This window comes from Altibacter sp. HG106, from assembly GCF_028561755.1.
Lineage (GTDB): Bacteria > Bacteroidota > Bacteroidia > Flavobacteriales > Flavobacteriaceae > DFVG01.
Genome location: NZ_JAQQTD010000001.1, coordinates 190014 through 202973, shown reverse-complemented (window position 1 = coordinate 202973; position 12960 = coordinate 190014). Strand labels below are relative to the sequence as shown.

At 42.9% G+C, this 12960-nt stretch carries 11 protein-coding genes; 6 read left to right on the top strand and 5 right to left on the bottom strand.

The genetic code is table 11. From position 1 onward, the window contains the following. The first annotated feature begins 85 nt into the window (after positions 1 to 85). From PO830_RS01000 to PO830_RS00990, 3 genes are all read left to right on the top strand, one after another. A complete protein-coding gene (locus PO830_RS01000) occupies positions 86 to 349 on the top strand; it encodes a DUF4834 family protein (protein ID WP_272851666.1) in 264 nt (87 codons plus the stop codon). Between the two features lie 69 nt (positions 350 to 418). After that, a complete protein-coding gene (locus tag PO830_RS00995; protein WP_272851665.1) occupies positions 419 to 2863 on the top strand; it encodes a YfhO family protein in 2445 nt (814 codons plus the stop codon). Beyond that, positions 2860 to 4143, top strand: a complete 1284-nt coding sequence (locus tag PO830_RS00990; protein ID WP_272851664.1) for a glycosyltransferase family 4 protein — start codon at positions 2860 to 2862, stop codon at positions 4141 to 4143. Before PO830_RS00995 ends, PO830_RS00990 begins: the two co-directional genes overlap by 4 nt. 63 nt (positions 4144 to 4206) lie before the next feature. On the opposite strand, the gene PO830_RS00985 is transcribed toward PO830_RS00990, so the two are convergent. The 3 genes from PO830_RS00985 to uvrA form a co-directional block, all read right to left on the bottom strand. Further along, entirely contained in the window at positions 4207 to 5430 is a 1224-nt protein-coding gene (locus tag PO830_RS00985; RefSeq protein ID WP_272851663.1) for a hypothetical protein, read from the bottom strand. 219 nt (positions 5431 to 5649) lie between these two features. Then, on the bottom strand, positions 5650 to 6252 hold the full coding sequence (locus PO830_RS00980; protein WP_272851662.1) for a hypothetical protein: 603 nt from the start codon (positions 6250 to 6252) through the stop codon (positions 5650 to 5652). A 117-nt stretch (positions 6253 to 6369) separates the two neighbouring features. Next, the gene (uvrA, locus tag PO830_RS00975; protein ID WP_272851661.1) at positions 6370 to 9153 is read right to left on the bottom strand and encodes an excinuclease ABC subunit UvrA; all 2784 of its coding nucleotides are present in this window, start codon (positions 9151 to 9153) and stop codon (positions 6370 to 6372) included. A 321-nt stretch (positions 9154 to 9474) separates the two neighbouring features. Here uvrA and PO830_RS00970 point away from each other — a divergent pair, with 321 nt between their 5' ends. Both PO830_RS00970 and PO830_RS00965 read left to right on the top strand, forming a co-directional pair. Continuing rightward, positions 9475 to 10059 (top strand): RNA polymerase sigma factor, encoded by a 585-nt coding sequence (locus PO830_RS00970; protein ID WP_272851660.1) that lies wholly within the window; start codon positions 9475 to 9477, stop codon positions 10057 to 10059. A 60-nt stretch (positions 10060 to 10119) separates the two neighbouring features. Further along, positions 10120 to 10272, top strand: a complete 153-nt coding sequence (locus PO830_RS00965; RefSeq protein WP_272851659.1) for a hypothetical protein — start codon at positions 10120 to 10122, stop codon at positions 10270 to 10272. A 40-nt stretch (positions 10273 to 10312) separates the two neighbouring features. On the opposite strand, the gene PO830_RS00960 is transcribed toward PO830_RS00965, so the two are convergent. Continuing rightward, on the bottom strand, positions 10313 to 10975 hold the full coding sequence (locus tag PO830_RS00960; protein ID WP_272851658.1) for an endonuclease III domain-containing protein: 663 nt from the start codon (positions 10973 to 10975) through the stop codon (positions 10313 to 10315). Between the two features lie 29 nt (positions 10976 to 11004). Here PO830_RS00960 and bcp point away from each other — a divergent pair, with 29 nt between their 5' ends. Continuing rightward, positions 11005 to 11460, top strand: a complete 456-nt coding sequence (gene bcp, locus PO830_RS00955; RefSeq protein ID WP_272851657.1) for a thioredoxin-dependent thiol peroxidase — start codon at positions 11005 to 11007, stop codon at positions 11458 to 11460. Here bcp and PO830_RS00950 read toward each other — a convergent pair whose 3' ends face one another. Beyond that, positions 11461 to 12927 carry a TonB-dependent receptor gene (locus tag PO830_RS00950; RefSeq protein WP_272851656.1) on the bottom strand — a complete coding sequence of 489 codons (1467 nt, stop codon included), beginning with the start codon at positions 12925 to 12927 and terminating at the stop codon, positions 11461 to 11463. Positions 12928 to 12960 lie beyond the last annotated feature (33 nt).

Genomic DNA, 12960 nt, shown 5'->3' with positions numbered 1-12960 from the left:
ATATATAAGATTTTATCATTAATTTAATAGTTGTAATTCTTCTTTTTAGCCCGCAATCAATAATTTTGACTTCGATTTATAGGTTATGGCTTTTCTTAAAACGGTACTTATTATCTTATTGGTATATTTCGGTGTCAAATTCGCTTGGCGCCTGGCAAAACCTTATATGCTAAAATATATTCAGCGAAAGATGTCCGAACGTTTTCAAAACGCCTTCGGAAACGCCGCGCCCAACACTTCGAAACATCAGAATGAAGGGGAAGTTTCCATAGACCGTATGCCTCAAAAAAACAGTCGGTCTAAGGAGGGGGTTGGAGAGTACGTTGAATACGAAGAGATCGACGAATAACTTCCGAAGAAACCACTATCATTCTACGCATTTTTTGTAATTTTCGCTTTTCTATAAAGTCGTAAGCGAATGCCCACTTCCATAAAAAAACTACTTCCTCACCTTATTGTAGTCCTACTGTTTGTGCTTATCGCACTGCTGTTTTTTAGTCCGGTTTTACAAGGAAAGGTATTATTGCAAAGTGACATCGTACAGTATACGGGGATGTCGAAACAGCAAAAGGACATCGCAGCGACTACGGGAGAGGAAGCGTATTGGACAGATGCTGCTTTTGGCGGTATGCCTACCTACCAACTCGGAGCGAAATACCCGCATAACTACATTAAGGAATTAGATCTGGCGATACGAATATTGCCACGTCCAGCAGATTATCTACTGCTTTATTTTGTCGGAATGTACCTTCTGTTCCTGGTATTGAAAATTGACTACAAACTGGCGTTTTTGGGGGCTTTGGCCTTCGGTTTTTCTACTTATCTCATTATTATTCTTGGGGTAGGACACAATGCGAAGGCGCATGCGATCGCTTATATGCCACTGGTCCTTAGCGGAATCCTGCTCACCTTTCGAAAAAAATACTTCTACGGATTTCTTCTTACGTCCGTCGCGTTGGCGCTGGAATTGGTTGCTAATCATATTCAAATGACCTATTATTTACTATTGTTGGTTATTTGTATTGGTGTTGCTTACGGAATCGATGCCTTCCGAAAGCAACAACTCAAACACTATTTTACGGCCATCGGAATTATGGCAGTAGGAGCGGTTATCGCGCTTGGGTTAAATGCCACAAACCTGATGGCTACCAAGGAGTATGCAGATACCTCTACCCGAGGACAAAGTGAACTTACCCTCACTGCCGAAGGTGTTCCGAAGGAGAATTCAAACGGACTGGACTACGAATATATCACGCAATACAGCTATGGATTGTGGGAATCCTTTAACTTATTTATCCCAAATTTTATGGGAGGTGGCAGCGCCGATCCATTACCAGAAAATTCTGAGACGGTAGAAACACTCCTACGGATGGGGGCTTCCCCGCAGGAGGCGCAGCAGTTGGCCGGACAAGTACCTGCCTATTGGGGTGACCAGCCCATCGTTGCCGCACCAGCCTATATTGGTGCCGTCGTCATCTTTTTAAGCGTACTAGCCCTATTTCTAATAAAAGGCAGATTACGCTGGTGGATTGTGACGGCTTTCGTGTTGAGTCTGTTGTTGTCATGGGGTAAGAATTTCAATTTCCTGACGGAATTATTTATCGATACAGTGCCGCTGTACAACAAATTTAGAGCAGTATCCTCCATACAGGTCATCATCGAGTTGATACTACCTGTTCTGGCCGTCGTTGGACTCCATCAGTATTTTAACGACTTTGTAGCTACAGAAAAGCGTAAAAAAGCGCTGCTGTGGGCTACGGGTATCGCCGGTGGAACGGCGATGCTATTTTTAGTTGGGAAGCATGCGCTCTTAGATTTTGCGAGTCCGTATGACGCATTGTTCCGGGAGCAATTGGGTGCCGAATTGGTAGAAGCGATTCGCACCGATCGTGCTACCTTACTTACCCAAGACGCAATCCGAACGCTGGTGTTGGTCTTGTTGGCAGCCACAGTATTATGGTTTCATTTGAAAGGAAAGATAAAGCAATCATTGACCATTCTTTTATTAGCCGTGCTCATCTGTTTTGACCTGATAGGAGTCGACCGAAGATATGTGACGAATGATGATTTTGTTTCCAAACGCGTCATGGAGGCGCCATTCCAAGAAACTGGTGCCGATACCCAGATCCTGGCGGATACCGATGGTCATTTTAGAGTTTTCGATGCGACCACCGATGCGTTCAACAGCGGGCGTGCCAGTTATTACCACAAAGCACTTGGGGGCTACCATGCGGCAAAACCAGGCCGAATGAGCGATTTATACGATTTTTACCTTTCAGAAGGGGATGTCGGGATTTTGAATATGATGAACGTACGCTATATCATTACCCAAAATCAGAATGGCGGACCGGTAGCGCAGCGAAATCCCTACGCAAACGGGAATGCTTGGTTCGTTGAAAATGCGATCATTGCCGCAAATGCCGATGAGGAAATACGTCGGTTAGACAGTCTCGATACCAAACAAACCGCGGTAGTTCACCAATCATTTGAGTCGATGTTGCCAGAAAGATTCATCGCGCCAGATTCTACCGCTAGTATCGAGCTTACGTCATATCTACCTAACAAACTGGTCTACGAAACCAAAGCCGATTCGCCGCAAATGGCAGTATTCTCTGAGGTTTTTTATCCGCATGGCTGGAAAGTGACCATTGATGGAAAACCGACTGATTACTATCGAGCCAATTATGCGTTACGGGCGATGACCATTCCGGCGGGAGTCCATCAGGTAGTTTTTACCTTTGAACCTGAAGTGATTCAGACCGGTAGTACGATCTCTCTGGTGAGCACGTTATTATTTGTACTCATAGCTGTTGGGGGCGTGGTGTGGTGGTTCAAACGCAATAAAACGGAACACCCTTCATGAAACGTGTATTGATCATCGCGTATTACTGGCCACCGGCAGGCGGACCCGGAGTACAGCGATGGCTTCACTTTGTACGACATTTTGAAGCGCACGGAATAGCCCCCGTTGTTTACGTTCCTGAAGCTCCCAATTATCCTATTGTAGACGAATCCCTGGTTCAGAAAGTACCACCATCGATCACCGTTCTGAGGCACCCCATCAAAGAGCCGTATCAAATGGCACGATGGCTTTCAAAAAAGAAAACAAAGACCTTGAGTAGCGGAATCATTTCTGAAAAGAAACCCTCATTTCTGGAAAAACTGTTGTTATTTATTCGCGGAAATTTCTTCATTCCTGACGCACGGGTAGGATGGGTGCAACCTTCCGTTTCCTATTTAAAAGAGTATTTGTCGGACTCACCTGTTGATGCCATAGTTACTACAGGTCCGCCGCACAGCCTCCATTTGATCGGTATGCAGTTGAAGGCTGCTTTTGATGTGCCCTGGTTGGCTGATTTTAGAGATCCGTGGACCACGATCCATTATCACAAATCGTTGCGACTTACCAAAGCTTCCGAAGCGAAACACAAAAGGTTGGAAGCCAAGGTGCTCAATACGGCCACTGCCATAACCGTGACGAGTGAGGTGACCAAAAAGGAATTTCAAGCACTTACCGATCGCCCCATACATGTAATTACCAATGGTTTTGAGATACAACCAACGGATAGTACATATGAACGAGATGAGCGCTTTTCTCTAGTACATATCGGTTCGCTGTTAACCGAGCGCAATCCGAGCGTTTTATGGAAGGTGCTGCGTGCGTTACAAGAAGCGGATCCTGTCTTTAAAGAACAATTGGAGATAAAGCTTGTAGGACATTATAGTGCAGAGGTTCTGGAGGATTTGGAACACTTTGGACTATCCCAAAACACTACCCTGGTAGGCTATGTCCCTCATGAGGAAGCCGTAGCGTTACAGCGACAGGCTCAGGTGTTGCTGCTTGTTGAGATGAATCGTGAAGAAACACGAGCGATTATTCCTGGAAAACTATTTGAATACCTTTCGGCCAGGCGCCCCATTCTTGCGTTAGGACCTAAGGGCACCGATGTGGAGCAGATCATACAGCGAACGAAAGCAGGGACTTATATTACGTATGCGGAAGAAACTGAATTAATACAGACCATAGAAACCTACTTTCATCAATTCTTACAACAGGAGCTAAACATTCCGAAGACAGATATTTCTGAATACAGTAGGGAAGCGATTGCAAAAAAGATGGCGCAGCTTCTTCACGACCTATAAAGCGAAACCCCCGCTTGACCAAGGGCCTTACGAGGGTTTCTAACTAACCAACCAAAAAAATTCTTACTGATTTCCGCGACCTCTTCGGCTTGCGTTTCCTTTCGAACGACTTGAGCTATTGCCGCGACTTACCGCGCCTCGAGATCGATTTGAGCTACTGCGCTTCGCTGTGGTTCGCTTTGATGTACTTCGGTTGATAGAAGTAGATCGTCTCGTAGGGGTGCTCTTTCTCGAAACTCGATTTGAGTTGCCCTTTGAACGGGATACGCGATTGTTCTTTGCGATACCTCGTTGTCTATTAGTGGTGCTCTTGCGAACCGAACGATTGGTAGTCGTACCACGACTTACCTTATTGTTTCGTGGATTGCTTCGCTTCACCGCTTTCGAATTCCTAGAGGAATTGGCAATACCACGTGTGGTTGTTGTTCTTCTAGAGACTTTCTCTCTATTGGTGTTTCCACGTGCAATACCTCTACTGTTCGAGGTGTTACGGTCGTTTTTCTTTGCGATACCACGAGATGTTCCGCGCGATGCATTATTATTTCTATTGTTGCTTCTGGCAACTGCTGTGTTCACACGTCTTGGATTGTAATCACGGTTTTTTACCGTTCTTCCGTCTCTATAGTGCTTCCGACTTCCCGGGCGATAGAAATTTCTTCGACCGTTCGCATAAGCTACGTTTCTACGATTATAATAGCGTCTGTGATGTGCAAAGCTATAGCGATGTGGGTTGTAATAACGTCGGTACGGGTAATCGTACACAATACAGCTTGAATAAATCGGGCGTGCATAAAATACGTGCCATGGGCGGTATACATAAGTTCTGTAAAACGGACTCACAAACCCGGTGCAATAGTCAAAATATCCAAGGCGGTTATAGAAGACACGAAGTCCACCTACGCGTACAATTCGACGGTTATTATACCGAATTTCAACGTTTCCGGCCTGTGCGATACGTCCAAATTCGTCGTAATAAATAGGGACGTCTTCCACTTGAATCACGGCACCGTAGTCATCATACTGAACAAAAGCATCATAGTTATATCCTGAGTTATAGTTGATGCTTACACCAGGAGTGTTAACGCTCACGTTGACGCCATTTGACTGACCTAAGAATACAAAATCGAATTGCCCATCGGGAAATACAGAAAATTCTACGTTTCCTTCTACAAAAATGTAGGAGCTTCCATCATACCCCCGAAATGCTGAGGCTTCAGCATTGGAGGCTGCCTTGGCGGAAATTCCGCTAAGCAAGAGTCCAATGAATAAGAATGCTAATTTTTTCATGATGTTGAATGTTAAGGGGTTCTACTTAATTGTTGTTTTCCTTTGGTCAGTAAGAACAATTAATATGTTACAACCACCGTGCCAAAAATGAAACTCCCTGATTTTATTGGTCTTTTGAACGTATTGGTAGCTAAAAATAGATACCAAGAAAAATCCGCCGCAATTGAGCTTCAATATGCGACGGATCTAAAAAAACTAACCAACCAAAAAACTATACTTCTAAATTTCTTTATTTCTAATTCGGGTATTTCTAAGGTACCATTCATCGTTTCGGACAGTACCATTTTCATACCTACTATAAGAATACCAATCATCATGCCAGAAATTATGGTTAAACTGATTTACGGACCCGAGCGTTCGACGAATCTTTCCGAAGCGATCATAGATCAATTCCATACCTCCTACACGTATCAAGCGCCCTCGGTGATAGTCCATCGAAATACTACCGATGCTTTTCACTTTTCCATTTCGTAGGTAAGTGATGCGAGAGTTTCCGACGGTTCGAATACGACCCAATCGATCGGTGGTCACAAAAGCACGTCTTCCTCGATCGTAGGAATAGATATGTCCAGGAGCGCCTACGGGATGATTGACGTTCACGTTGGAACGCCCTCTAGTACCAAATGTTTGTTGACGTAGCGGTTTGAAGTTGAACTCCCCAACAGTGTTCACCTTGTATAGAACTCCGTTTTCAACGAATAGAATCTCCTGTGCATTGAAATAGCGGTGCGCAGGCAATTCTAATGATTGGTGCTGTTTTTTCTGTGCCTGTGTAGCAACTCCTGTGAGAAGTAGGGCTACGAATAAAATCACTTTTTTCATAATCAAATTGTTTTAAGTGATGCCGCAAAAGAAGCGATGCGACCTACGCTATTTGATTATGAAATACCAAGAGGCGTGCCAATTTTATAAAATGCTGGTAGGTAGGCTTTTAAATATTTACACCTTGTCTTTTAAGAATTGTGCCGTAAAAGAAGAATCTATAGTAACAACCTCCTCGGGCGTGCCTTCGGCAACTACAGTACCGCCTTTTTCACCACCTTCAGGGCCCAAGTCAATTATATAGTCGGCGCACTTAATAAGTTCCAAATTGTGCTCAACTACAATTACAGTATGGCCTTTGTCGAGAAGGGCATCAAAGGAAGCCAGCAGTTTCTTGATATCGTGAAAATGCAATCCCGTAGTAGGCTCGTCAAAGATAAAAAGAGCTTTATCCTTGGTGTTTCCTTTTACAAGGAACGAAGCCAATTTAATTCGTTGTGCTTCTCCGCCAGAAAGGGTAGAGGAGCTTTGCCCAAGTTGAACATACCCTAACCCTACATCCTGCAGGGGTTGAAGTTTTTGAACAATCTTCGTTTCTTCATGAGTATCAAAGAAGGCGATAGCATCATCCACAGTCATATTTAAGATATCACTGATATTTTTTTCATGAAACTTTACCTCCAGAATTTCCTTTTTGAAACGTTTTCCATCGCAGGTATCGCACGTTAGGTGTACATCGGCCATAAATTGCATTTCAATGGTCACTTCTCCCTCACCCTTGCAGGTTTCACAGCGCCCTCCGTCTACGTTGAAGCTAAAGTGCTTCGCCTTGTAGCCTCGAATATCACTAAGTTTTTGCGAAGCAAAGAGTCCTCGAATATCATCATAGGCCTTTATGTAGGTAACGGGGTTCGACCGACTCGAACGACCGATTGGGTTTTGATCGATGAACTCGATGGTTTTGATAGCATCCGTATCCCCTGTCAAGGCTGTAAATTGCCCAGGCTTGTCTCCATAATTTCCGATTTTACGTTGTAGGGCAGGGTAGAGGATCTTTTTCACTAAAGTACTCTTACCACTTCCCGAAACTCCGGTCACTGCCGTAAAGCTTCCCAAGGGAAAACTCACGTCTATATTTTTAAGATTATTATGGCGTGCCCCTTGAATGGAAATTGATTTTTTAGCTGTTCTTCGTTTCTTCGGAACCTCTATCTCCAGCGCTCCGTTTAGGTATTGGGCTGTGAGCGAATCTGACTTCAAAATTTCTTCGAAGGTTCCTTTCGCTACGACTTCTCCACCGTATGTTCCGGCTTCCGGCCCAATATCGATAATCGTATCGGCTGCCTTCATGATATCTTCGTCGTGTTCTACCACAATCACCGTATTGCCGAGATCGCGCAGTGATTTCAGGACGTCAATAAGACGTTCTGTATCCTTAGGATGCAGTCCGATGCTGGGTTCATCTAAGATATACATGGAACCTACGAGACTACTTCCCAACGAGGTTGCCAGATTGATCCGTTGGGATTCTCCACCCGATAGCGTATTACTTTTTCGATTTAAGGTAAGGTAACTGAGTCCGACATCCATCAAGAAACGCAGGCGGTTGTTGATCTCTAATAACAGTCGCCTGGCAATGGTTTCCTCGTATTCATTAAGACTTAAGTTCTGAAAGAAATTAGCGACCTGATGTAATGGGATTTCAACCAACTCGGTAATGGCGGTATCATTGATCTTCACATAGTGTGCTTCCGGACGAAGGCGTTTTCCTTTACAGGTACTGCAGCGTGTTTTTCCGCGGTAGCGAGACAACATCACCCGATTTTGAATTTTATAGCTTTTGGATTCCAAAAAGCTGAAGAAGTCATTTAGTCCCTCAAAGTATTTATTGCCTTCCCAAACCAGTTGTTTTTGTTCTTCGGAAAGTTCAAACCACGGTTTGTGGATGGGGAAATCAAATTTATAGGCGTTGTTTACCAATTGATCGCGATACCAGCTCATACTTTCGCCACGCCACGGAAAGATAGCATTGTCATAAATGGACAGACCGGTATTTGGAATGACCAGATCTTCATCTATACCGATTACATCACCGTAACCCTCACAAGTAGGGCAGGCCCCATAGGGGTTGTTAAAGCTGAATAGATGGACGTTCGGTTCAATAAAACTCATCCCGTCGGCCTCGAAACGATTATTGAATTCGTGCAGTTTATTCGTCTCCAACGTTTCAATGAAGAGTTCTCCCTTACCCTCATAGAAAGCGACCTCTGCCGCATCGGCTAGGCGATTGTAAAAATCTTCATCGTCCTGAGTGATCACACGATCTACCACCAACCATAGGTCTTTTGGCAGTTTGTTGGTATCTAGCGTATCTATGCGAACCACCTCACCGTCCGCTTTTACGCGGGCATATCCTTGTTGCGCCAGGGCTTGAAGTTTGTCTTTCATTGTTCGTCCCTCTTCCAGATGAATGGGAGCGAGTAGTAACAATTTAGTGCGATCGGGAAAAGTCTTTATAAAATCGAGTACATCGCTTACGCGATCTTTTTTAACCTCTTTTCCAGATTTGGGAGAGTATGTTCTTCCCACTCGGGTGAAAAGTAACTTGAGATAATCGTAAATTTCGGTAGACGTTCCCACCGTAGATCTGGGGTTGGTGGCGTTTACTTTTTGTTCAATAGCGATGGCCGGAGCGATTCCTTTGATGGCATCTACCTTCGGTTTATTGAGTCGGCCCAGGAACTGTCGCGCATACGAAGATAAGCTTTCAACATATCGGCGTTGTCCCTCGGCATAGAGCGTGTCAAAGGCCAAGCTGGATTTTCCGCTTCCGGAAAGACCGGTTACCACTACAAGTTCATTTCTAGGAATACTAACGTGAATATCTTTGAGGTTGTGCAATTTTGCCCCTTCAATGATGATATTCTTTTTCGTATCGAGCGTTTCTGTTTCCGTAGTCAAAATAAAAACTTCCTTTCTAGTTTATACATTACCTAAGCGCACCAATAGTACCGTCAAGACGACGGGTTTTTGCTACGATTTTGCAAAGATACTACATTGTTTTATGCTTCTTAGTGAGCCTTTTAATAATGTTTTTATTTATACTTTTTTTAAGAAAAAACCCACAATAGTTTGCATTTCTTAAAACTTTGTTATTATATTTACCCCTCGCAACGATAAAAATTAAATTTATTGCCTATAGCATAACATTACTTTAAATAAACATTTGAGCTAAGCAACCAAGGTCACCTGTTGTTTATTTTTTTAAGAAGAAGTATTGTTATGAAGCGAAGTATACCTACCGATGCGCACTATGTTAGTGCCTACATGAATGGCGACGAGTCAGCCTTATGTGAGCTCATCACCAGACACAAACAAAGAATTTACAGTTTTATTTATTCCAAGGTTTTCGACAAAGACATTGCCGAAGACATTTTTCAGGATACGTTCATCAAGGTTATTAAAACCCTGAAGCGAGGAGCGTATAATGAAGAAGGGAAGTTTTTACCTTGGGTGATGCGAATTGCTCATAATTTGGTCATCGATCATTTCAGAAAGAGCAATCGAATGCCAAAATTCGAAAACAAAGACGATTTTAATATATTCTCAGTCTTAAGTGATAATAGTTTGAATATCGAAAAGCGAATGATCAAGGGGCAAGTCGAAAATGATGTACGACGCCTTATTGAAGAGTTGCCAGAAGATCAGAAAACAGTATTGATGATGCGCATCTATAAAGAGATGAGTTTCAAAGAGATAAGCGAGCGAACGGGCGTGAGCATCAATACGGCTTTAGGACGCATGCGCTATGCATTAATCAATTTGAGAAAGGTAATTGAGAAGCATAATATAATTTTAACGAATTAACACAATAAGTACATATTTGCCACGTTAATAAATAACATTAACCTCAAAATATGGTGTTCTATGGCAAAACTGTACTCTGAAAAACCACGTTCGGAACGCGTGGATAAACAACTGGTTCCGAAAGAAGAGACCATTAAATTTCTTCTGGATTATAGTAAGGCTTTAAGTGTTATAGATTATAATAAATTGAAGTTTGAAGCACTTCTAAACTAAACTTTGGAAAAACCCCGGGATAAGATGACCGGGGTTTTTTTTATTTCTTTTTTTTACTTTTCCAATAATTGTTGATCACCGTTTTCCGTCCAATGGTGTTGGTGATAACATCTTTTTCTAAGTCCCAACCGCGGGCCGGACTGTAATGTCGGCCATACCAAATAATTTGTAGGTGTAGTTTATTCCAGTGATCTTCCGGAAATAATCGCTTCGCGTCTTTTTCAGTTTGCACCACATTTTTACCTGTGGAAAGTCCCCAGCGGTACATTAAACGATGAATATGGGTATCCACCGGAAAAGCAGGTACGTTGAAGGCTTGCGACATTACTACACTGGCCGTTTTATGTCCCACCGCTGGAAGGCGTTCTAGCGCCTCAAAAGAGGCAGGTACCTGGCCATTGTGTTCTTCTATTAAAATTTTTGAGAGTCCGTATATACCTTTCGATTTCATAGGAGATAGACCTACAGGTTTGATGATTTCCCGAATTTCATCTACAGATAATCTGATCATGTCATAAGGGTTGTCGGCTATCTCGAATAATATGGGTGTAATTTGATTGACGCGAACATCGGTGCTCTGTGCCGATAATAAGACAGCTATGAGGAGGGTATAGGGGTCTTTGTGGTCTAGCGGAATCGGAATTTCGGGATAGAGTCGGTTTAACGTTTCAATAACAAAACTTACCTTTTCTTGCTTGGTCATTTTGGCTAATTTTACACAAAAGTAACGCAATGAATACACTAAAAGAAGGAGATGCCGTACCAAATTTCACGAGTGTCGATCAAGATGGTAATGAAGTAAAATTATCTGATTATAAGGGTAAAAAGTTGGTGGTGTTTTTCTACCCCAAGGCCAATACACCCGGCTGTACTGCTGAAGCGTGTAACTTAAGAGATCACTTTAAAGAATTACGAGACGCGGGGTATGAACTCCTGGGGGTAAGTGCCGATACCCAACGGAAACAAAGCAACTTCAAAAACAAATACGATTTCCCTTTTCCTTTGCTCGCAGATGAAGAAAAAGAGGTGATCAATGCTTTTGGGGTGTGGGGACCCAAGAAATTCATGGGGCGAGAATACGACGGGATCCATCGCAAAACATTTGTTGTGAACGAAGACGGTGTCGTTGCACGCGTTATTGAAAAGGTAAAGACGAAGGACCACGCAGCCCAACTGCTTGCCGAATAATTATTTAGCCGCTCCTTGCGCCTCCTTCTGAGGTTTGGATTGGTAACTGAAGAGTTTTTTCTCTTTGATGATGTCAGAAACCCCACTTGGAAGCATTTCTTCCCAATTGTCGCGGTCTTCTTCGATCATCGCCAATACTTCTCTCGAAAAGATATTTAAGATTTCGGGGTTGAAATCTTCAATATCGATTACTTTTCCATTGTATTTAAAGAACTTATACAATTCTTTCATACGAGGATGCACCTTCAAATTCTCGCTATTAGTGTATTCACCCGTTTCAGGATCGCGCATAGGGTAGAGATACACCTTCAGATCTTTAAAGAATAACTTTCCGAAGGCTTCTAAGATACCACCACTAAGATGGCGATAATATTTTTCGTCGAAAATATCAACAAGGTTGTTCACACCCATAGTGAGTCCGAGACGCATTTTTGTATATCTCGAGAAGTATTCAACCAATTTATAGTATTCCTGGAAATTGGAGATCATCACCGTATGCCCTAACGAGCACAGGAGTTTGGCGCGATCCATAAAATCTTGCTCGTTGATCTCACCTTCCGCTCGTAAATTAGAAAGGGTGATTTCAAAAATGACTTCCGTTCGATCTTTTTCTACGCGATTTTCTTTTAGGAACATCTCATAAGAGCGCTCATACATATCGATATTCACTTTGGTTACCGGTCGGAAGCTTCCGCGTAGGGCCAAGATATTTTTTTTGTATAGAATACGGGCGGGAAGGATATTGTTGCCATCAGGGCCAAAAATTACCGCATCGGTCATTCCATTTTTAATAAGCTGTAAGCTCATCAAGCGGTTATCCACCTCTTTAAATTTTGGTCCCGAAAAGTTAATGGTATCGATTTCAATTTTGTCCTTATCAATATGATCATAGAGATAGCGCAGCAACTTTTTAGGTTGATCGTATTTGTAATACGCTCCGTAGATAAGATTAACCCCGAGTATCCCTAAGGTATTCTGTTGTAAAACCGCTTCGTTCTCTTTAAATCGGATGTGCAATATGATTTCACTATAATCTTCATCTGCCTGCGTTTGGTATCGTATTCCAACCCAACCATGCCCTTTGTATTTTTTCGCGAAATCAATGGTTGCCACCGTGTTGGCGTAGGCAAAAAACATTTTATTGGGATGGTTTTCTCGAACGATACGCTCTTCGATAAGATCAATTTCGTGGGAGAGCATCTTCAGCAACCTAGATTCAGTGACATAGCGACCATCATCCTCTGTTCCGTAAATGGCATCACTAAAATCTTTATCGTAGGCTGAAATTGTCTTGGCAATGGTTCCCGATGCGCCTCCGGCACGAAAGAAATTTCGAACCGTCTCCTGACCGGCACCAATTTCTGCAAATGTTCCGTAAATATTCTCGTTGAGATTGATGCGGAGTGCCTTGCTTTTTATGGATGGGATATTTTCAAATTCCTTATCTCCTGATAGCGTTTCGGGCATAGTCTTGTATTGAATGTAAGCTCTTTAACAAAG